A 19,390-nucleotide genomic window follows, 5' to 3' on the forward strand; every position below is an offset into this window, starting at 1 on the left:
CGTTGTCTCAGTCTTCTTTTGGCGCCTCAAGCACCAGGTCCAATTCTTCGGCGAGTTGTTTGCGGGCCTGCTCGTTGTTCAATAGGTGCTGCAACTGCTCGCGGAAAGCGGGTACGTTGCCCAGCGGGCCTTTCAGTGCCACCAGCGCCTCACGCAGCTCCAGAAGCTTGCTGAGCTCTGGTACTTGGCGAGCGATGCCGTCTGGCCCGAAGTCATTGATCGATCTGAACTGCAGGTTGACCGCCAGCTCCGCGTCGGCGGCCGTGCTGAGCATGGAAGGTACCGACATGGCCAAGCTGACATCGGCGTCGTTCAACACGTTGTTGAAGGTGTGTTTATCGATACGCATGACCGATCGGTCTTCCAGCGAACGGGTGTCATCCAGGCCGAAGTCGCCCATTACCAACATCTTGTGCGGCAGCTCTACTTCGGCCTGTTCATCGCCGGTGGCGGGTACATATTTGATGTTGATGCGTTCTTTGGGTGCAACCGATCCTGTGGATTTTGCCATCGCAGAATCTCTCCGTGTTCTAGTAAGAGTTGTCCGTATTGGATTTTTAGTTACAAATTAGTGTGTGGGAAGTTTCCTAGTTACTTGTCGGATGTGTAAACAAGGTGCGGGATTGGTTGTGCGTCGCGTAAAAACATTGCGCTTGGTTTTGTCATGTCGTCGAGCATGGAAGTGTAAGAAAATATTTTTTTGTTTGTTGCTGTTCCGATGGGCTAGGCTCTTGCCGTCTGCGGAAATTTGAGTGCCTGAGAGGGCTGTTTCAGATCCGCTAATTTGAATAGGTCATATGCACTATATGAAAGGTGTTTACTTGCGATGCCTGGTAATAAAACTTGTGGCGTAAGTCTTTGGCTGGTGCTCGGGTGTATGCCAATACCCGTGTATTCCGATCAGGATTGCTCGCGGATCGTGTCCAACCTGAAGCGTTTGGCGTGTTTTGATGAAGCCGCCGGAACGCCTGCACACTCGGTGCCCATGCAGTGGTCGCCGCCAGAACAGGACTCACCCACGGTGCGCCGGGTGCTGACTCACGAAGCAGGACGCCATCCTGACGACCTAACGTTTCGACTCACGCCTGAAGACGACGGGCTGACGATCTCTGCACCTGCAATCGCTTCGGCCGCGTCGCATCCCTACCTGGTGATCAGTTGTTTGCAGAACATCTCCAGGCTGCAACTGGTCGCCGCGCAACCCGTTGATGCTGGTCGGGTGACGGTGCGATTGCAGGGGGAGCGGAGTACCACCGTCGCAACCCCTTGGCAGGTGACGGAGAACGGTCAGGTACTCGATGCGGGCCGGGGCTTGCCCGGAATCGAGCAGATCAAGCAACTGATTGGGGCCCATCGCATTCAGGTCCAAAGCGACAACCCCTCCATTGACGGGTTGGTCTTCGATGCTCAAGGCCTGGACCCACTCATCGACGAGGCGCGCAAAACATGTCGTTGGTAGCAGAGGTCAACGCACAGGAAATTGTCCGGCTGCTCGCACCCATCGATGCGCAGGCACCGGTCGGTCTGTTCGATGTGGAGGACGAAACCTATCAGGCCATTGACCAGGAAATGGTCAAGCTGGGCGGGCTGCAGGCAGCCACCATCGACTGGGCCTATATCGAGGAAGCCTCACGACAGTATCTGGCGCAGCAGTGCAAGCACTTGCGTATCGTCGCGCACCTGAGTGCTGCGTGGCTTCGCAGTGGATGTTGGGAGCGATGGGGTTTTACCTTGGCGTTGCTGGCCGGCATGGTCGAGCGCTATTGGGAGGTTGCGCATCCAAAGCCTGGCCCCAAAGGTTTTCTGGGCAAGCGCAAGCTGGTTGGCCTTGTGCTCGATCGTTTGAACGAAGCGCTGCCGCGCCTGGACCGCTACACATTCACCCCAGCTCATGCGGCCGTAGCTCAAGAGGCATTGCGGCGCCTGCAACAGCAGCAAGCCGTTGCTCAGTTGGATGGAGCCTTTCTGAATGATGTAGATCGACTGCTGCGCAAGCAGGCGGAGCAGGCGAGCGGTGCTGGCGAGCCTGCTGCGGCGAAGTCGTCGGCGGCGGCCACCAAGTCTGCACCGCTGGCTGAGGTCATTGCCACCCCAATGCCACGTGTGTCGTTAGGCAACGAGCGCGAATCACGACGGGCCGTGCTGGCCATGGCCGAGATGATCAATCAAAAAGACCCCTACGACCCGACGGGCTACCAGTTGCGTCGATTCGGCCTGTGGTCCCATATCCAGGCGGCGCCTCAGATCAAGCAAGGCAATCGCACGGAACTGATGGCGGTGCCAGTGGATATCGCCATCGACTATGAAGAGGCGATTGCTGGCACTGCGATCAGCGCGGCGTTGCTTCAGCGGATCGAAAAGAGCGTGACGGCTTGCCCCTATTGGATACGCGGCAGTTTCCTCGCGGCCAGTGCGGCGACACGGCTGGCGATGGGGGAGGTAGCTGAGGCAATCCGCGCAGCGACTGCCCGATTCGTCCAACGCATGCCCGCGCTCCAGCAGTTGTGTTTCAGCGACGGCAGGTCGTTCGTGGACGATCAAAGCATGGCTTGGCTCAGAGGCGCAGCTGGGCAAGCGCAAGTCGAATCTGCCCACGAGTTCGCAGACCTGCGCGAAGAGTTGGCCGGTCAGTTGGACGCAAGTGGGGTAGAGCCGGTTTTGCTCAAGTTGCAGGCCATGCAGGCGAACCTTCGTGCTCCGCGTGAGCGCTGCCATACCACCGTCATTGCGGCCGATCTCTTGGCAGCGCGAGGCGTGTCCTGGCTGGCTCAGGCCCTGTGCGCCAGCGTCGCACGGACCATGCAGCACACCACGGCCGCCGTTTGGGAGCCAGAGGTGTTTCAACGACTGCAACAGTATGCCTCTGCTCATGTGTTGGCTGATCAGAACAAGGACTAGGCCCCCCTCATGAATCAACTATGGAAGCTATGGAAACGTTGGGGTTTGCCCCTGATGACTCGGATCGGCCTGGCCATGCCGCTGCTGCTTGTGCTGGGTACCGTGCTGATGCTGGTCGCCATCTGGTGGCTCGGGCCGCAGTGGATGTGGCGTGATCAGCACCCGCTGGCCAGCCTGGCGCATCGCAGCTTGGCCAGCCTGGTGCTCGTGCTGGTGCCGATGTTGTGCTGGCTAGTGGTGCTGCGCAGGCGATACGTTCGCCTGCAGGCTGAGCGCAAGCACGCAGTGGCCGCTGAGCTGGACAGCGTATTGCCGCTGGTTCAGGCGCAAGAGAAAGCCTTGGACCAAGGACTTTCGCGATTTCTCGATGGCGCAGGCGGGCGCCGTGCGTTGTATCGATTGCCCTGGTACTTGGTGATAGGCGACCAGCATGCTGGCAAGACCAGCTTCATCGATCGCACAGAACAAAGCTTTTCCCTGACCCGCATCGACAAGGCACAGGCTCGGGGCATGCAGGCCCAAGCGCTGGCCTTTCCGATAGGTTGGTGGGTCAGCAATGATGCGGTGATCATCGATCCGCCAGGGGCGTTCATCAGGCAGGAGTCGCCGGCAGGCTCGCCCGTCGACGAATCAGCCACACAGCAAGTGCCACCTGCAACTTCGGCCAGGCTGTGGCAGCACCTGCTGGACTGGTTGTTGCGCAGCCGCAGCCAGAGAGCCCTCAATGGCATATTGCTGGTAGTCGACTTACCCGCGCTATTGCATGGCACCCCCGAGCAGCGCATTGCCTTGGCGCATGTGTTGCGCGCCCGTCTGTACGAGGTCAGTAGTCAATTGGGTTCGCGACTGCCGCTGTATGTGGTGCTGACCAAGTTCGATCTGTTGGACGGGTTCGACCAGCTCTATACCGGGCTTTCCGTCTCCATGCGGGAAAAAATGCTCGGTTTCACGTTCAAGCTGGATGCGATCGGCACGTTCGACGCTTGGCTGGAGGAGTATGGCGATCACTACGAACAGTTGATCAGCCAGCTGTTCGAGCAGGTGGTGGATCGGCTCGATGCGCTGGACAGTGCTCCGCAGCGCGCGCGCCTGTTCTCATTGCATGCCCAACTGATCGGCTTACGCCCAATACTGCTGGAATTCCTGAAAGAAGCGCTGGCCAGTGATCGCTACACCACGCCAGCCTTGGTACGCGGAGTGTACTGGTCCTCGGTCAGCCAGCAAGGTGACATGCTCAATGCGTTCGTGCGCGAGGCCGCGCAACCCTACAAGACGAAGCTCCCTCTGCTCGAGGGCAAGGCGCAAACCAAGGCGCTGCCGTACTTCGTCCAGCATGCGTTCGGGCGCGTCATCTATAAGGAAGCCGGACTTGCTGGGGATAACATCAAGGTGGCACGCAGTAAGCGCCAACTCCTATGGGTGGGCTCAGGGGTAGGCATGCTGGCTTTTTGTGTCGCCATCGCCGGCTGGCAGCGCTTTTTCGACATCAATGGCGACAAAGCCGCCAACGTGCTTGCCAAAAGCAGGGAGTACAGCCATCACGAGGTGGACCAGCGTCTGGATCCTACCGGACGCAACCTGCTGGAGCCGCTGGACCAGATTCGCGATGCGGTATCGGTTTTTGGCGACTACCGCGCTGCATGGCCGGGTGTTTCCGATTTTGGCCTGTATCAGGGGCGCGCTATAGGCCCGCGTGTCGATGAGGCATATCTCAGCTTGCTCTCCAAGCGGTTCCTGCCGGCCTTGGCCAGTGGTGTGATAGATGCCATGGATGCGGCGCCGCCAGGCAGTGAGCAGCAAATGGCTGCTCTCAGGGTTTACCGCATGCTGGAAGACCGTCAGAACCGCCGCACCGAATGGGTCGAAGAGTGGATGGCCCGACAATGGCAGCAGAAATTCCCTGGCCAGGGGCAACTGCAGCGCGACCTCATGCGGCACCTTAAGTACGCCTTGGCCTACGCCGATACCGACCTGCCGCAGTACAGCCAACGTGTCGCCGTGGCGCAGGCAGCGCTGCGCAAGGTGCCGCTACCCGAGCGGGTTTACGCCGGCCTGAAACAACAGGCCGGGGAGCAGTTGCACACCGGGCTGGACTTGCGTCATCAGGTTGGGCCTGCCTTCGACGTGGTGTATCAGCCGTCCATGGGCGTCAGTAAGGGTAATGATGTGCTGTTAGCGCCGATGCTCACTGCCAAAGGTTTCAAGGAGTACTTCGAGCCACGCAGTCAGAGCTTCGCCGATTTGGCGATGATTGACCAATGGGCGCTGGGCGAGCGTAGCCAGCTCGATTATTCGGAAGCCGACAGGGAGGCGCTAAGCGAACGGCTGCGCAACTTATACAGCGCCGATTACATTGACAGTTGGCGCCGTGCCCTCAACGCTTTCAGCGTGGCTGATTTCCGTGACCTGGACCATGGTGTCGCGATCCTGCAGCAGTTGACGGGGCCTGCGGCGCCGCTGCATCGATTGCTCGATACGGTAAGGGACAACACGTCGCTCTCATCGACTGGCGTTGTTGAGGTGGCAGATGAAGTCAAGACAGTGCCACCGACAAGTCGTAAGCCTGAGCATCAGCAGGCGTGGACTATTCAAAGGGCCTTTGCCGGGCTGAGCGCGATGCTGCAGGTAACGGCAGAGAAGCCTAGCTACTACGATGAAACCCTGGCTGCTATCGCAGCCGTGCACGACTACGCCAAGGCGGTGCAGGACAGCCCGGACCGAGGCAAGGCTGCACTGCAGGCCGTGCATCAGCGTTTCTCGATGACCGGGCATGACCCCATCGGCACCTTGCAGCGGGTATCCACCGGCTTGCCTGAGCCGATCAACCACCAGGTCCGAAAGGTGGCTGATCAAACGGCGCAGGTATTGAACGTTGAAGCCCTGCGCGAGTTGGAACGGCGCTGGGACGCCGAGGTGTACAGCTTCTTCCAGCAGCGCCTGGCAGGCCGATACCCCTTCGTGGCCAGGGCGCCCGACGCGTCCCTGGATGACTTCGAGGCGTTCTTCGGGCCGAAGGGCCGGCTGAAGCAGTTCAATGAGCAGTATCTGAAGGTGTTCCTGAAGGACAACCTCGAAGCCCTGCAAACCGGCCAGCAGGGGCAGTCCCTGATCCGCAGCGATGTGATCGAGCAGTTGGAACTGGCAGACCGCATTCGTGAAACGTTCTTCGATCAGCGCGGCAACTTGAGTGTGCAGTTCAGTATCGAGCCGTTGGGGCTGAGTGCGAACCAGCGCACCAGCCTGCTGGATCTGGACGGTCAGTTGATTTCCTACACCCATGGCACGAGCCAGATCACCGGCATCATCTGGCCCAATACGCTTGGGCAACATGTGCGTAGCAACCTGACGCTGCTCAGGCAGAACGGCAACAGCAGCAGCCTGGAGTATCGAGGGCCATGGTCCATGTTTCGCCTGCTCAGTCGCGGTTCGCTCAATGGGCGGACGGCGACCAGCGTGGATCTGAGTTTCAGGACTGGTGATGGTGTGATGCGCTACCGGCTCAGCGCAGAGAAGGCCTTCAACCCGATTACTCAACAACCGTTCAAAGGCTTCCGCTTGCCGCGCGGGCTGCTGCAACAGCCATCCAGTGTGGCTCTGGTCGGACAGACGATCGCACCTGTCATGTAAGGAGTGGGCGATACAAAAGGAAGGGCGAGTACAAGCTTTGCATTACTGTACCCAGGCCATCGAACAACTTGAGGCTGGGATGCGCACCGTGCGCAATCCGATCGTCGCAGGAGGAGAAATGATGGATGAAGAGGTACTCGTTGGCCTTGCAACCCAGTGCAGGGACAAAATGGAGTACAGAGGTCACCGAGTGATCGAAATGCTCAGTCGCGAAGCGACCCTGGTTGCCGAGATCGCTTCAATGCGGGCGCAGATCAAGCTTGCGCGGCAGGAGGCTTATGCTGGGCACAAGGATCTGGATACCCAGTGGCTGAGAAGGATCAACTACGCAATCATCATGACCAAGAAGGAGTTGGCTGGCATTCGGGTTGATCGTGGCTTGGCACAGTATCAGCAGAAGGAAGAGAGGCGTAAGTTGAATCTGTTGACCCAACTATCCGAGCAAGCGTTGTTCGTGCGCCATGCTAAGTGCCTCCTTACAAAGAAGGCCTTCGAAGAGATTCGCGCGGGAGTTCGTAGCGAGGTGTCGGTAGTGGTGCCGCAGATGTCTGGGCATGGGGTCGATGACTGCACGTAAGCTTGCGCAGGCGCCAGATGGTGGCCAGATCAGGGGAGGGGCGCAGCGCTCCTGTCCGCCGTTTCCCATCTTCACCTGAGGCAGTCAGTTTGCCTCGCCCTTGACCAGTGCTCCCGCTGACTCGTCGAATCTTCATCTTGCTGTCGGCTGACCACAGTCCGCAAGAAACGGAGAGCATCCCCCCGTACCGCACCCAATAGTACCCGCGCACCCTGCAAATCACCTTCAGGACGAGGTACTCATCATGCAACTGGCAGGCAAAGTGGCAATCATCACCGGCGCCAGCTCCGGTATCGGCCGAGCCGCGGCGACATTGTTCGCCCGGCACGGCGCCAACCTTGTGCTCACGGCCCGGCGCCAGGCCGAACTCGAGCAGCTGACGGCGGACATCGCGGCGGCCGGACAAGGCCGGGCTGTGGCCGTGGCTGGCGACATCACCGATGCGGCGTTGGCCAGGGAACTGGTGGACGTGGCGGTGGCGCGCTTCGGTGGCCTGGACATCGCCTTCAACAATGCCGGTACCCTCGGTGAACTGGCCGCCGTCCCCGAGCTGTCCCTGGAGGGCTGGCAACACACCCTGCACACCAACCTCACCAGCGCCTTCCTCTGCGCCCAGGCGCAGATTCCGGCGTTGCTGGCCCGTGGCGGCGGCTCGCTGATTTTCACCTCGACCTTTGTCGGCCACAGCGTGGGCATGCCGGGCATGGCCGCCTATGCGGCGAGCAAGGCCGGGCTGGTCGGCCTGGTCCAGGTCATTGCGGCGGAGCAGGGCAGCCGTGGCATACGCGCCAACGCGCTGCTGCCCGGCGGTACCGATACGCCCATGGGCCGCAGTGCGATGAACAGCCCCGAGGCCCGGGCCCATGTCGAAGGGTTGCATGCCCTCAAGCGCCTGGCCCGGCCGCAGGAGATCGCCGAGGCGGCGTTGTTTTTGGCGTCGGAGGCATCGAGTTTCATGACCGGGGCGGCCATGGTGGTGGATGGTGGGGTGTCGGTGGTGCGGGGGTGAGGTGGTCTGCAGGTTCCGCGTGGTGCTGTAGAAATGATCGCGGGGCAAGCCCGCTCCCACGCAGGTTCAGTTACCAGTAGATCAAACGGGGCTGCCAGGCAGCCCCGAGCGCTTGCATCAATCCGCCGGCTTGGGCGCGAAGCGCAGGATCAGGCAGGCGATCACCGCCGACAGCAGCGAGCCCAGCAGGATGCCGATCTTGGCCGCGTCGATCTTATCGGCCTGGCCGGGGAAGGCCAGCTCGCCGATGAACAGGCTCATGGTGAAGCCGATGCCGCACAGCATCGCCACGCCGTAGATCTGCAGCCAGCTGGCGCCATGGGGCTTGCTGGCCAGGCCGGTCTTGACCGCCAGCAGCACGCCGCCGAACACGCCGAGCTGCTTGCCCAGCAGCAGGCCCAGGGCAATGGCCAGCGGCAGCGGAGCGAAGATGTCGCTCAGGCCCAGGTCGCCGAACGAGACACCGGCGTTGGCGAAGCCGAAGGCCGGCACGATGAGGAAGCCGACCCAGGGCGCCAGGCCATGCTCCAGCTTGAGCAGCGGGCTGGCTTCGCGGGCCTCGCTGTCGCCGGTGCTGTAGGGGATCAGCAGGGCGCCGACCACGCCGGCGATGGTGGCGTGTACGCCCGACAGCAGGGTCACGTACCACAGCGCGGCCACGCCGATCAGGTAGGGCCACAGGCTGACCACGCGCAGGCGGTTGCAGGCCAGCAGCACGGCGACGATGCCGGCGGCGCCGGCCAGGGCCAGCAGGTTCAGCGACGAGGTGTAGAACACGGCGATGATTGCCACCGCGCCCATGTCGTCGATGATCGCCACCGAGACCAGCATCACCTTGAGCGACAGCGGCGCGTGCCGGCCGAGCAGGGCCAGGGCGCCGACGGCGAAGGCGATGTCGGTGGCGGCCGGGATCGCCCAGCCGTCGGCCAGGCCAGGCTCGCCACGGGATACCGCCAGGTAGATGAGCGCCGGCACGGCCATGCCCATCAGTGCCGGCAGTGCCGGCAGGCGGCGCTGCTCCCAACTGGCCAGGCGACCGTCGACCAGCTCGCGCTTGATCTCCAGGCCCACCAGCAGGAAGAAGATCGCCATCAGGCCATCGTTGATCCACATGTGCACGGTCATCGGGCCGAGCTTGTCGGTCAGCACCGGGCCGACGGGCAGGTGCAGCAGGTGCTGGTAGGCACTGGCCCAGGGGCTGTTGGCGATGACGATGGCCAGCGCGGCGGTGAACATCAGCAAGACGCCGCCGGCCGCCTCGGTGGCCAGCAGGTGCCGCAGCATCGAGCGCGGCTTGACGGGTGGAAGGGGTGCGGTCATGTAACGCTCCTCGTTCATGGCATCACCCTCGCGGTGGCAGTGGCGCGGCGGGCAACGGGCACGGCGGTACGCTGGCTCCGGACAAGACGGGCCACTGCGGCGAAGGGCGAGAAGAAGGATAGGGAATGCGGCGCAACAACCCACGCCGTGAAGACACGGGGCAGGAAGGGCCATGGGGAATGGAGGCATGCGTGCAACATGGATAAATCTCACGGAAAACAAATGAATGTTCTCCGTATTCGGGAAGGCTCCCGGGCGCACGCAGCACACGCCAGGCGGCCATTCTAACGGTGCAGGCGAAGGTGTGTGTTGCATTTTTGCATCGAAATGTTGCCAAGCGAAGGTGTCGCCCCGTAGCATCGCCCCTCAGGAGATGGCATTCCTCCTTGAACCGCCTCAGCGCTGATGATGCCTACGCAACCCCTTTGGAGGGCGCGTAGGCCTGTGCCTGTCTCTCTCCATGGGGGTCTTTCGGACCTTTCCTGGAGCTTGTCGATGTACCTCTCGTTCATTTCCGTTGTCGTCGGTGGCAGTGCCGGTTGCGTATTGCGCTGGATCCTTGGCCTGCGCCTGAATTCGCTGTTTCCCGGCATGCCGTTGGGCACCTTGCTGGTCAACCTCGTCGGTGGTTTCGTCATCGGCGGCGCAATGGCCTTCTTCCTGCGCTTCCCCAACCTCGATCCGGCCTGGCGCTTGCTGATCACCACGGGTTTCTGCGGCGGGCTGACCACCTTCTCGACGTTCTCCGCCGAAGTGCTGTCGATGCTCATGCACGGCCGCGCCGGCTGGGCAATGGCCACGGTGCTGGCCCATGTGCTCGGCTCGCTGCTGATGACCTTCGCCGGCTTTGCCCTGGTGCGCTGGCTGGGGTGAGTCAATGCCCGACCAGTTGCGCCAGCAGGCGCTGCTTGTGCTGGAGCAACAGCGCCGTATCGCGTTGTCGCGGATGTGCCAGCTCCAGTTGCACCTGCTCGCCGATGCGCCCCGGATTGGCCTCCATCACGATCACCCGGTCCCCCAGGTACAAGGCCTCCTCGATATCGTGGGTGACCATGATCACCGTGCAGCGCTCCTGCACCCAGATGCGCTGCAGTTCCTGCTGCAGGCGCACGCGGGTCAGGGCATCGAGGGCGCCGAAGGGCTCGTCGAGCAGCAGCACCTTGGGCTTGTTCACCAGCGCCCGGGCGATCGCGCCGCGCTGGGCCATGCCGCCGGAGAGCTGGTGCGGATAGGCCTGCTCGTAGCCCCGCAGGCCGACCAGGGCGATGTGCTCCTCGACCAGGCGCTGCTTCTGCGCCGTGCCCAGGTCATGGTTCTTCAAGGCCAGGGCGATGTTCTGCTGCAGCGTCATCCAGGGGAACAGGCGGTGGTCCTGGAACACGATGCCGCGCTCCAGGCCCGGGCCGTTCAGCGGCTGGCCGTCGAGCAGGATCTGCCCCTGGTAGTCCGGGTCGAGGCCGACGATCAGGCGCAGCAGGGTGGACTTGCCGCAGCCGCTGGCGCCGAGGATGCTGACGAACTCGCCGGGGCGAATGTCCAGGTCGATACCTTGCAGCACCGGCACGGGCCGGCCCTTGAGCGGGTAGGTCTTGCTCAGGTTGCGGATGCTCAGCGCGCCGGTCTGCACGTGGGCGGGAAAGGATGGGGCGATGGCGTTCATGGTCGGGCCTTTCAACGGGTGGGGCGCCAGCGCAGCAGGCGGCGGGCGAGCAGGGTGGACAGCCAGGTCATCAGGTAGCCGCACAGGCCGATGCACAGCACGCAGATCACGATGATCTCCATGCGTGCGCCGGCCTCGGCGTTCATCATCAGGTTGCCCAGGCCGGCGCCGGAGGCGAGGAACAGCTCGCTGCCGACCGCCGTGACCCAGGCGAAGGCCAGGGCCTGCAGTACACCGGTGGCGATGCTCGGCAGGGCACCGGGCAGCAGGACCAGGCGCAATTGCTGCCAGCGCCCGAGCGCCAGTACCTGGCCGACTTCGCGATGGCGCACATCGACCTGGCGCAGGCCCTCGAAGGTGTTGAGCACCATCGGGTACAGCGCCGCCAGGCTGACGATCAGCAGTTTCGACGCTTCGCCGTTGCCCAGCCACAGGGCGATCAGCGGGATCCAGCCGAGCATCGGCACCTGGCGCAGGGCGTGGAACAACGGTGCCACCAGGCGGTTGGCCAGGGGCGACAGGGCCATGAGCGCGCCCAGAGCGACGCCACCGAGGATGCCCAGGGCGAGGCCGGCACTGGTGCGGGCCAGGCTGGCCAGCAGGTTGATCAGCAGTTCGCCGTTGCCCAGCAGTTCCACCAGGGCCTGGCCGATGGTTGCCAGTGGCACGAAAGCGTAGGCGCCGGCGGCGTCCTGGCGCGAGGCCAGTTCCCAGGCGCCGATCAGCAGCAGTGGCAGCAGCAGGCCACGCAGGTTGCGCAGTTTCATCATCACCTCCCGGCTTGCCAGCCGGACAGACGCCGCTCGACACGGCGCAGCGAGAAGTCCAGGGCAAAGCCGATCACCCCGGTGATCGCCACGCCCACCATCACCACATCGATGCGCAGCATCTGCCGGCCCATCTCGATCATCTGCCCCAGGCCGCTGTCGGCCGCCAGCAACTCGCAGGCCACCAGCACCACCCAGGCGCGGGTCAGGGCCACGCGCACGCCGGTGACGATGGCCGGCACCGCGGCGGGCAGGGCGATGCGTGCGACCAGGGTCGGCCAGCGCAGGCGGTACACCGCGGCCACCTCGAAGTGGCTGCGGGGGATGGCGCGGATGCCCTCGACCGTGGCCAGGGCCACCGGGAAGAACGCGGTCTTGGCGACGATCACCACCTTGAAGGTCTCGTCGATGCCCAGCAGCAGCACCAGCATCGGGATCAGGGCGATGCTGGGGATCTGCCGCAGGGTATGGAACAGCGGCGCGCAATAGGCCTCGACCGTGTCCGACAGGGCCATGGCCGTGCCGAACGCAAGGCCGGCCAGGGCGCCGGCGGCGAAGCCCAGCGACAGGCGCGACAGGCTGCCGGCCAGGTGTTCCTGCAATTCGCCCGTGGCCAGCAAGTCGGCGAAGCTGCGCCAGACCTCCAGGGGTGGCACCAGCAGGTTGGCCGGGAACAGTCCGGCGTCGGCGACCACGGCCCACAAGGCGAGCAGGGCCAGGGGCGAGACCAGCCAGGTGAGGGCTTTGAATGGGGGCATGGCGAACCTTGTGCACGGCGGGTGATACCGAGGTATCGCAATCGCCGTGCCAGGGATCAGGCTTCGGTTTTACAGGGGCTGCGAGCGGGGGTGCTGGTGGCGCAGCAGTGGGGTGTTGCTGAGGCAACAGTCGCTCAGCAATGGCCCGGGATATTCGCGGGGGACTGGCTTGCGGCGTCCTGGCGGGAAAGCCAGGCCACGGCACACAGCGCCATCCCCGCCACATTCAGCGAAACCGGGTTGAAGGCATCCACCAGCATCGAGGGTTGCATCACCGCCACATCCACCAGCAGGCCCAGCAGTACCGCTGCGCCGACCAGTAACGGCCAGGCCAGCCGTTGCACCAGCAGCAGGGCGGCGAGCGCCAGTTCGGCCACGCCGGCGGCCTGGGACAACCAGGTGGCGTGCGCCAGTCCGTGAGCTTGCAGCAGCACCTGTTCACCGGGGCTGAGAATGATCAGCTTGGGCACCAGCCCATGGTAGGCGAACATGAAGGCCAGGCTGGCCCGGGCCAGCCAATGGACCTGGTTCAGACGGTTCATGGCTGCTCCTCGAGGAAACGACGCTGGTGGTCCGGGCTGGGCAGCAGGCATTGGTCGTATCGGCCGAACAGCCGATAGCGGTTGAGCGCCACGCGGTCGTACAGCCAGTCCCGCAATCTGCGGGGACAGAGGCGCAGCACGCGCAGCAGCGGCCAGGCGCCGGGCAGCTGGCGCACCACCTCGAAGAAGGCCTCGGAGCGTACCCAGTAGTGTCGATCACGGATCACCGCCATGGTGTCGAAGGCTGTCACCGGCAGGCCTGCCCAGGCCAGCAGGGCCTGGCCTTGCGCTGACTGGACCGTGGCCAGGCGGATACGCAGGTGGCGATCATGGCGGATAACGAACCTCGCCCAGCCGTTGCACAGCCTGCACACGCCGTCGAACAGCAACACGGTTTCCCCAGGCGCAAGCAGTGGGGCAGGGGACGGGCGTATCAGTGAGGCGGGCATGGCTTGCTTCCGTTCAGGCTGGAAGTGGCATTTTAGAGGGCTTGAGCGGGAAATGGCGAGCCACCGGCGCAGGGGGCGAAGCGCCCACTCGGGGATTGGTCGGTTCAAGGGCGATAGCCGAACCGTTATCATGCGCGCCCGACAGTGGAGCGCCCCATGGCCAAAGACATCGACAACCCCTGCGTCTCGCTGTGCCAGCTCAACAGCGAGTTGTGCGTGAGCTGCGGCCGTACCCGGGACGAGATCCGCAAATGGCGGGGCATGAAACGCCCGGAGAAGATGGCGACCGTACAGCGGGCCGCGACGCGGATGAAGGCCATCGTCAAGAAAAACGCCAGGCGTTCGATCCAAGAGACGCCGAACACCTAGACTTGCGCTGACGACCGCTTCCGTGGGAGAGCCCCATGCGCAGACTCTGGCAAAAGTACCTCGCACTGCTCGACGCCGACCTCAGTGCCAAGGTCTTCGACAATTTCAAGAACCTGCTGGTGTGCGCGCTGCTGTTCGCCGCAGGCACCGAGGCGATCCACGGCAACCAGCAGGTCCTGCTGGGGCTGTGGGTGTTCAGTTTCACCGGCTGGGGGTTGATCCTGGTGTCGGCGCTGCTGTTTCTGCTGAATGTCAGCGATACCTTGCACCGCCTGGCGAAGTTGCCCTACCACACGGTACTGCAGGTGATCCTGTGCCTGGTCTATCTGATCCTGGCGTCGCGGGTGGTCGAAATCGTCTGGAGTTTTCGGGCGGAGTAGGTATCGCGGCGGATTCGGGCCTGGGGCCATTCCTATTATGGCCTTTGGGTATAGGGGTATTGACCGAGTGAGGACCGCCAGGTGTTCGCTGCAACGCTAACGTCGAACATCTTGAAAGGCTTGCCTACCGCTTGCAGGTGAGCGGCCGACCTCCAACTCGTCGCCAGCCAACACTTCCCGGCAAAAATCCCGGATAATGCCCGCCATTTATCCGTTCCCGCCCGCTTTTGGTACCCCTGCGCATGGAAATCAAGGTCAATTTTCTCGACAACCTTCGTCTCGAAGCCAAGTTCGATGACTTCACGGTGATCGCCGACCAGCCGATCCGCTACAAGGGCGACGGCTCGGCCCCGGGGCCGTTCGACTATTTCCTGGCGTCGTCGGCCCTGTGCGCGGCGTACTTCGTCAAGCTGTACTGCCAGACCCGCGATATTCCGACCGAGAACATCCGCCTGTCGCAGAACAACATCGTCGACCCCGAGAACCGCTACAACCAGATCTTCAAGATCCAGGTCGAGCTGCCCGAGGACATCTCCGAAAAAGACCGCCAGGGCATCCTGCGCTCCATCGACCGCTGCACCGTGAAGAAGGTGGTGCAGACCGGCCCCGAGTTCATCATCGAGCAGGTCGACAACCTCGATGCCGACGCCCAGGCGCTGCTGATGCCGGTGTCGGATACCAGTACCTACATCCCGGGCAAGGACCTGCCGCTGGAGCAGACCATCGCCAACATGTCGGCGATCCTCGCGGGCCTCGGGATGAAGATCGAGATCGCCTCGTGGCGCAACATCGTGCCCAACGTCTGGTCGCTGCATATACGCGACGCGCAGTCGCCGATGTGCTTCACCAACGGCAAGGGCGCGACCAAGGAAGCGGCGCTGGCCTCGGCGCTGGGCGAGTTCATCGAGCGGCTGAACTGCAACTTCTTCTACAACGACCAGTTCTGGGGCGAGGACATCGCCAACGCGGCGTTCGTGCACTACCCCAACGAGCAGTGGTTCAAGCCAGGACCCAAGGACGCGCTGCCGGCCGAGATTCTCGACGAGCACTGCCTGGCGATCTTCAACCCCGACGGCGAGCTGCGCGGCTCGCACCTGTACGACACCAACTCGGGCAACAAGGAGCGTGGCATCTGCTCGCTGCCGTTCGTGCGCCAGTCGGACGGCGAGACGGTGTTCTTCCCGTCCAACCTGATCGAGAACCTGTACCTGAGCAACGGCATGAGCGCCGGCAACACCCTGGCCGAGGCGCAGGTGCAGTGCCTGTCGGAGATCTTCGAGCGGGCGGTCAAGCGCGAGATCCTCGAAGGCGAGCTGTGCCTGCCGGACGTGCCGCCGGAGGTGCTGGCCAAGTACCCGGGCATCGTCGCCGGCATCCAGGGCCTGGAGGAGCAGGGCTTCCCGGTGCTGGTCAAGGACGCGTCGCTGGGCGGTGAGTTCCCGGTGATGTGCGTGACCTTGATGAACCCGCGCACCGGCGGCGTGTTCGCCTCGTTCGGCGCCCACCCGAGCTTCGAAGTGGCGCTGGAACGCAGCCTCACCGAACTGCTCCAGGGCCGCAGCTTCGAGGGCCTGAACGACCTGCCGCAGCCGACCTTCGACAGCCTCGCGCTGACCGAGCCGAACAACTTCGTCGAGCACTTCATCGATTCCAGCGGCGTGGTGTCGTGGCGCTTCTTCGGCGCCAAGGCCGACTTCGAGTTCGTCGAGTGGGACTTCTCGGGCCACGGCGAGGACTCCAACCAGCAGGAGGCGCGGACCCTGTTCGGCATCCTCGAGGACCTGGGCAAGGAGGTGTACATGGCCGTGTACGACGACCTCGGCGCCACCGCCTGCCGCATCCTGGTGCCGGGCTACTCCGAGATCTATCCGGTCGAGGACCTGATCTGGGACAACACCAACCGCGCCCTGGGGTTCCGTGCCGACATCCTCAACCTGCACAAGCTGGACAACCGCTCGCTCAAGCTGCTGCTCAAGCGTCTGGACAACGCCGAGGTGGACGACTACACCACCATCACCACGCTGATCGGCGTCGAGTTCGACGACAACACGGTGTGGGGCCAGTTGACCATCCTCGAACTGAAGCTGCTGATCCACCTGGTGCTGCAGCGCTTCGAGGAGGCCAAGGAGCTGGTCGAGATGTTCCTGCAGTTCAACGACAACACCGTCGAGCGCGGGCTGTTCTACCAGGCGCTGAATGTGGTGCTGGAGGTGGTGCTGGACGATGAGCTGGAGATGGCCGACTACGAGCACAACTTCCGTCGCATGTTCGGCAACGAGCGGATGGACGCGGTGCTGGGCTCGGTGGATGGCAGCGTGCGGTTCCATGGGCTGACGCCAACCAACCTGCAGCTCGAAGGGCTGGACCGCCACCTGCGCCTGGTTGAAAGCTACAAGAAGCTGCACGCGGCGCGGGCGCGGGCGGCAGGGCTCTGAGCCAAGCCGCTTCGCGTTGGGAAAAGGGTCGCTTGGCGACCCTTTTTCTTTAGCGCAACCGTAATACCCGGTCCAGGGACAGTGTCCCGCCGCCCCGGGCGATCAGCAGCAGGAGCAGGCCGGCCCAGGAAAGGTGGGTGGGCCAGGCATCCGGGTAGACGAAGATCTCGATCACCAGGGTCATGCCCAGCAGGGCCAGGGCCGACAGTCGGGTGAACAGGCCGAGCACCAGCAACAGCGGGAACAGGTGCTCGGCGTAGGTCGCCAGGTGCGCCGCCAGCCACGGTGACACCAGCGGCAAGGCGTACTCGCTCCTGAACAGCTCGTAGGTGCCGGGGGTGATGCTCAGCAGGCCTTCGACCTTGGTCCGACCGGAAAGAAAGAAGATCGAGGCGATGCCCAGGCGGGCGACCAGGCACAGGACGCTGTCGCCGAGCAGGCGCTGCAGTTGTTCGGCGACGCGGTTCCAGTAAAGGCGCAGGCCGTGGGGCGATGGGCTGGCGTGGCTGATGTCCATGGCGTTTTCCTCAGGTGAAGGCGAGCGGGCGCAGGGCCCGGGCATTCAGCAGCCTGCCAAGCAGGTCGCTGAAGTCCAGGTCAGGTTGGGCGTGCAGGGCGAGCTGTGAGGCTTTGTCCAATGTGCAGCCGGCGGCACAGGCATCGAGGAAGGTGCATCCCCCCAAGCTCAACGGCTGGTGGACGACGCCTTCGTGGTCGCCGCTGAGCAGGGCGCCCTCGGCCACCCAAGGCTGATCCTCGGGCCAGGCCCTGCCGTCGCGGCTGTGGTGCCAGAGGCTATAGGCAGGATGCTGGTCGAACCAGTGCCAGCGTACGCTGGAGCGCAGGCTCAAGTAGCTGCGTTCGAGGTCCGAGGCGGTCATGCCAGCCAGGTCGGCCAATGTCAGCCAGGGGTCGTCGTCGGCGCTGAACGCTTCGCACCAGGCGAAGTCCAGCCGTGCGACATCCGCCAGATAGCAAAGCCCATGGACGGGCTGCAGCACCTCGAGAAACGCCGGAAACGCCGCGCCATAGCGGATCAGTCGCACATCACAGGGCGGCGATTGCCGGGCATATTCCGCAGCGGCGTCGTGCATCCATTGCTGCCCGACCAAGGTTTCGACGCTGGGGAAGTTGGCGCGCAGGGCCTCGACGCAACCGGCCAGCACCGTGTTGCGGTACACCGCGAACGCGGGCTGCACTATCAGCGTCCCCAGCTCAGGCGCGGGGCGCTGATAGAGGGCGTCGATGAAGGCATTCTGGAACTGTCCGAGACGCAGGTTCATGGCAAGGCTCCTGCCAGGTCGAGGGTGGCCTGGGCGAGGGCGCGTTCGGCGAGCAGTTCGTCGAACGCGGGGATGTTGCCGTCGCGTTCAATCAGGGTCGGACGCGGGCCGATGCGGGCGATCAACAGCTGGTAAAGCGACCATACCGGCGCGGCGATGGCGGCATCGTGGGAATCGACCAGCAGTGCGCCCTGGGCGTCGTGACTGTGTCCGGCCAGGTGGATCTCGGTGATGGCCTGGGCAGGGAAACGGGCGAGGTAGTCGGCGGCATCGAAGCCGAGATTGTGAGCACTGACGTACACATTGTTGACGTCCAGCAACAGGCCGCAGCCGGTGCGTCGCACCAGCTCGGCGAGGAAGTCGATCTCATCCAGGTCATGGCCCTGCAGGTGCAGGTAGTGGCTGGGGTTCTCGATGGAGATGCGGCACCCCAGGGCATCCTGGGTGCGCTGGATGTTGTCGGCGATGCGGATCAGGGCCTCGTCGCTGCGTGGAAAGGGCAGCAGGTCCGGATGGTACTGGCCGCGCCAGGTCGACCAGGCCAGGTGTTCCGACACCAGGGCCGGGTGTACCTGGTCGATCAGGGTGCGCAGGCGCCGCAGGTGCGTGGCGTCAGGTTCGGCATCCGCCGCCAGTGACAGTGCCACGCCGTGCAGCGACAGCGGATGGCGCTCGGCCATCCGCGCCAGCCAGGCCAGGCGGGGGCCGCCGACCATGTAGTTTTCCGGATGGACTTCGAACCACAACCCTTCGGCGTGGCAGGCCCAGGCCTGGTCATAGTGCTCGGCCTTGAGGCCGAGCCCTGCGCCCATCGGCGTATTTCCGTTCATGGTCGATGGCCTGTGCTCAGGATTTGATCGGGGTCAGCGAACCCATGCCGTTGGGGGTCTTGATCGAGGTGCAGGTACCCGTCGGCACGTTTTTCCACTGCATGCCGTCGTAGTCCTTTTTCGCGCTGCCGGCGCAGGTGGTACCGGCGCCGGCCTTGCAGTCGTTCTTGCCGGCCATGGCAACGCCGTAGCATTTCTCCATGGTGGCCGCCTTGGTGGTGTCGTCGGCCAGTGCCGCGCCTGCCAGCGAGGCGAGGGCAAGGGCTGCAGTGGCGAGGGCGAGGGTTTTCATGGTGTCGTCTCCAGAAGGTGGGGCCGTGGCGAGGTACCGGCGGCTCATGGAGTAGTTCGCGGCGATGGGCGAGGCGGTTACAGCGCCTGCAAAATATTTTTCGCCACCTGCGCCGGCCACCTAAGGTAAGGAAGCGGCGTCGGTGCTTGCGCAGGGCGTTGCGGCGATGGTTGGATAAAAAAGAAACCCACAGA

20 protein-coding genes and 1 riboswitch are annotated in these 19,390 nt (G+C 63.6%); of the genes, 9 read left to right on the top strand and 11 right to left on the bottom strand.

The window, feature by feature from the left end:
• Nucleotides 1–7: 7 nt before the first annotated feature.
• Complete coding sequence (gene tssB / locus VUG52_RS10145; protein WP_050705299.1) at nt 8–511, bottom strand: type VI secretion system contractile sheath small subunit; 504 nt, start codon at nt 509–511, stop codon at nt 8–10.
• Nucleotides 512–919: 408 nt separating this feature from the next.
• Here tssB and vasI point away from each other — a divergent pair, with 408 nt between their 5' ends.
• From vasI to VUG52_RS10170, 5 genes are all read left to right on the top strand, one after another.
• Nucleotides 920–1,459: a type VI secretion system-associated protein VasI gene (gene vasI / locus VUG52_RS10150; RefSeq protein ID WP_052896462.1), complete on the top strand. Its 540-nt coding sequence runs from the start codon at nt 920–922 to the stop codon at nt 1,457–1,459.
• Entirely contained in the window at nt 1,447–2,898 is a 1,452-nt protein-coding gene (gene tssA / locus VUG52_RS10155; protein ID WP_331832804.1) for a type VI secretion system protein TssA, read from the top strand. Before vasI ends, tssA begins: the two co-directional genes overlap by 13 nt.
• A gap of 9 nt (nt 2,899–2,907) precedes the next feature.
• A complete protein-coding gene (tssM, locus tag VUG52_RS10160) occupies nt 2,908–6,525 on the top strand; it encodes a type VI secretion system membrane subunit TssM (protein ID WP_050705301.1) in 3,618 nt (1,205 codons plus the stop codon).
• Nucleotides 6,526–6,604: 79 nt separating this feature from the next.
• Nucleotides 6,605–7,102, top strand: a complete 498-nt coding sequence (locus tag VUG52_RS10165; protein WP_162232964.1) for a hypothetical protein — start codon at nt 6,605–6,607, stop codon at nt 7,100–7,102.
• A gap of 244 nt (nt 7,103–7,346) precedes the next feature.
• On the top strand, nt 7,347–8,111 hold the full coding sequence (locus VUG52_RS10170) for an SDR family oxidoreductase (protein ID WP_050705303.1): 765 nt from the start codon (nt 7,347–7,349) through the stop codon (nt 8,109–8,111).
• A 117-nt stretch (nt 8,112–8,228) separates the two neighbouring features.
• Here the strand turns inward: VUG52_RS10170 and nhaA are convergent, their stop codons facing one another.
• Nucleotides 8,229–9,431 carry a Na+/H+ antiporter NhaA gene (gene nhaA / locus VUG52_RS10175; protein WP_050706371.1) on the bottom strand — a complete coding sequence of 401 codons (1,203 nt, stop codon included), beginning with the start codon at nt 9,429–9,431 and terminating at the stop codon, nt 8,229–8,231.
• Between the two features lie 360 nt (nt 9,432–9,791).
• Nucleotides 9,792–9,853: riboswitch (Fluoride riboswitch) on the top strand.
• A gap of 73 nt (nt 9,854–9,926) precedes the next feature.
• Between nhaA and crcB the strand changes: the two genes are divergently transcribed.
• Nucleotides 9,927–10,304 carry a fluoride efflux transporter CrcB gene (gene crcB / locus VUG52_RS10180; protein ID WP_050706372.1) on the top strand — a complete coding sequence of 126 codons (378 nt, stop codon included), beginning with the start codon at nt 9,927–9,929 and terminating at the stop codon, nt 10,302–10,304.
• A gap of 1 nt (nt 10,305) precedes the next feature.
• Here crcB and VUG52_RS10185 read toward each other — a convergent pair whose 3' ends face one another.
• From VUG52_RS10185 to VUG52_RS10205, 5 genes are all read right to left on the bottom strand, one after another.
• Nucleotides 10,306–11,091, bottom strand: coding sequence for an ABC transporter ATP-binding protein (locus VUG52_RS10185; RefSeq protein ID WP_050706373.1), 786 nt, complete (start codon nt 11,089–11,091; stop codon nt 10,306–10,308).
• An 11-nt stretch (nt 11,092–11,102) separates the two neighbouring features.
• Nucleotides 11,103–11,858, bottom strand: coding sequence for an ABC transporter permease (locus VUG52_RS10190; protein WP_331832806.1), 756 nt, complete (start codon nt 11,856–11,858; stop codon nt 11,103–11,105).
• Between the two features lie 2 nt (nt 11,859–11,860).
• Nucleotides 11,861–12,616: an ABC transporter permease gene (locus tag VUG52_RS10195; protein WP_050706375.1), complete on the bottom strand. Its 756-nt coding sequence runs from the start codon at nt 12,614–12,616 to the stop codon at nt 11,861–11,863.
• Between the two features lie 134 nt (nt 12,617–12,750).
• Entirely contained in the window at nt 12,751–13,158 is a 408-nt protein-coding gene (locus tag VUG52_RS10200; RefSeq protein ID WP_050706376.1) for a DoxX-like family protein, read from the bottom strand.
• Entirely contained in the window at nt 13,155–13,607 is a 453-nt protein-coding gene (locus tag VUG52_RS10205; protein WP_050706377.1) for a thiol-disulfide oxidoreductase DCC family protein, read from the bottom strand. The genes VUG52_RS10200 and VUG52_RS10205 overlap by 4 nt, the downstream gene beginning before the upstream one ends.
• A 156-nt stretch (nt 13,608–13,763) precedes the next feature.
• Between VUG52_RS10205 and VUG52_RS10210 the strand changes: the two genes are divergently transcribed.
• The 3 genes from VUG52_RS10210 (at nt 13,764) to VUG52_RS10220 (ending at nt 16,791) form a co-directional block, all read left to right on the top strand.
• Nucleotides 13,764–13,976, top strand: coding sequence for a DUF1289 domain-containing protein (locus VUG52_RS10210; protein ID WP_050706378.1), 213 nt, complete (start codon nt 13,764–13,766; stop codon nt 13,974–13,976).
• A 35-nt stretch (nt 13,977–14,011) separates the two neighbouring features.
• Nucleotides 14,012–14,356: a hypothetical protein gene (locus VUG52_RS10215; RefSeq protein ID WP_050706379.1), complete on the top strand. Its 345-nt coding sequence runs from the start codon at nt 14,012–14,014 to the stop codon at nt 14,354–14,356.
• Nucleotides 14,357–14,598: 242 nt separating this feature from the next.
• Nucleotides 14,599–16,791: an OsmC domain/YcaO domain-containing protein gene (locus VUG52_RS10220; RefSeq protein WP_331832808.1), complete on the top strand. Its 2,193-nt coding sequence runs from the start codon at nt 14,599–14,601 to the stop codon at nt 16,789–16,791.
• A gap of 49 nt (nt 16,792–16,840) precedes the next feature.
• Here the strand turns inward: VUG52_RS10220 and VUG52_RS10225 are convergent, their stop codons facing one another.
• The 4 genes from VUG52_RS10225 to VUG52_RS10240 are packed head-to-tail and all read right to left on the bottom strand — an operon-like array spanning nt 16,841 to nt 19,196.
• Complete coding sequence (locus VUG52_RS10225; protein ID WP_050706381.1) at nt 16,841–17,308, bottom strand: DoxX family protein; 468 nt, start codon at nt 17,306–17,308, stop codon at nt 16,841–16,843.
• A gap of 10 nt (nt 17,309–17,318) precedes the next feature.
• Nucleotides 17,319–18,074: an HvfC/BufC N-terminal domain-containing protein gene (locus VUG52_RS10230; protein ID WP_331832810.1), complete on the bottom strand. Its 756-nt coding sequence runs from the start codon at nt 18,072–18,074 to the stop codon at nt 17,319–17,321.
• A complete protein-coding gene (gene bufB / locus VUG52_RS10235) occupies nt 18,071–18,904 on the bottom strand; it encodes an MNIO family bufferin maturase (protein ID WP_050706383.1) in 834 nt (277 codons plus the stop codon). Before bufB ends, VUG52_RS10230 begins: the two co-directional genes overlap by 4 nt.
• A 16-nt stretch (nt 18,905–18,920) precedes the next feature.
• Nucleotides 18,921–19,196, bottom strand: a complete 276-nt coding sequence (locus VUG52_RS10240) for a BufA1 family periplasmic bufferin-type metallophore (RefSeq protein ID WP_203652138.1) — start codon at nt 19,194–19,196, stop codon at nt 18,921–18,923.
• Between the last annotated feature and the right edge of the window lie 194 nt (nt 19,197–19,390).

This window comes from Pseudomonas sp. LH21, from assembly GCF_036549575.1.
GTDB classification, from domain to species: domain Bacteria; phylum Pseudomonadota; class Gammaproteobacteria; order Pseudomonadales; family Pseudomonadaceae; genus Aquipseudomonas; species Aquipseudomonas peradeniyensis.

Coding starts and splice junctions, on each gene's coding strand:
- tssB (WP_050705299.1), bottom strand. CDS start 511: ATGGCAAAATCCACAGGATCGGTTGCACCCAAAGAACGCATCAACATC.
- tssA (WP_331832804.1), top strand. CDS start 1,447: ATGTCGTTGGTAGCAGAGGTCAACGCACAGGAAATTGTCCGGCTGCTC.
- tssM (WP_050705301.1), top strand. CDS start 2,908: ATGAATCAACTATGGAAGCTATGGAAACGTTGGGGTTTGCCCCTGATG.
- VUG52_RS10165 (WP_162232964.1), top strand. CDS start 6,605: ATGCGCACCGTGCGCAATCCGATCGTCGCAGGAGGAGAAATGATGGAT.
- VUG52_RS10170 (WP_050705303.1), top strand. CDS start 7,347: ATGCAACTGGCAGGCAAAGTGGCAATCATCACCGGCGCCAGCTCCGGT.
- nhaA (WP_050706371.1), bottom strand. CDS start 9,431: ATGACCGCACCCCTTCCACCCGTCAAGCCGCGCTCGATGCTGCGGCAC.
- crcB (WP_050706372.1), top strand. CDS start 9,927: ATGTACCTCTCGTTCATTTCCGTTGTCGTCGGTGGCAGTGCCGGTTGC.
- VUG52_RS10185 (WP_050706373.1), bottom strand. CDS start 11,091: ATGAACGCCATCGCCCCATCCTTTCCCGCCCACGTGCAGACCGGCGCG.
- VUG52_RS10190 (WP_331832806.1), bottom strand. CDS start 11,858: ATGAAACTGCGCAACCTGCGTGGCCTGCTGCTGCCACTGCTGCTGATC.
- VUG52_RS10195 (WP_050706375.1), bottom strand. CDS start 12,616: ATGCCCCCATTCAAAGCCCTCACCTGGCTGGTCTCGCCCCTGGCCCTG.
- VUG52_RS10200 (WP_050706376.1), bottom strand. CDS start 13,158: ATGAACCGTCTGAACCAGGTCCATTGGCTGGCCCGGGCCAGCCTGGCC.
- VUG52_RS10205 (WP_050706377.1), bottom strand. CDS start 13,607: ATGCCCGCCTCACTGATACGCCCGTCCCCTGCCCCACTGCTTGCGCCT.
- VUG52_RS10210 (WP_050706378.1), top strand. CDS start 13,764: ATGGCCAAAGACATCGACAACCCCTGCGTCTCGCTGTGCCAGCTCAAC.
- VUG52_RS10215 (WP_050706379.1), top strand. CDS start 14,012: ATGCGCAGACTCTGGCAAAAGTACCTCGCACTGCTCGACGCCGACCTC.
- VUG52_RS10220 (WP_331832808.1), top strand. CDS start 14,599: ATGGAAATCAAGGTCAATTTTCTCGACAACCTTCGTCTCGAAGCCAAG.
- VUG52_RS10225 (WP_050706381.1), bottom strand. CDS start 17,308: ATGGACATCAGCCACGCCAGCCCATCGCCCCACGGCCTGCGCCTTTAC.
- VUG52_RS10230 (WP_331832810.1), bottom strand. CDS start 18,074: ATGAACCTGCGTCTCGGACAGTTCCAGAATGCCTTCATCGACGCCCTC.
- bufB (WP_050706383.1), bottom strand. CDS start 18,904: ATGAACGGAAATACGCCGATGGGCGCAGGGCTCGGCCTCAAGGCCGAG.
- VUG52_RS10240 (WP_203652138.1), bottom strand. CDS start 19,196: ATGAAAACCCTCGCCCTCGCCACTGCAGCCCTTGCCCTCGCCTCGCTG.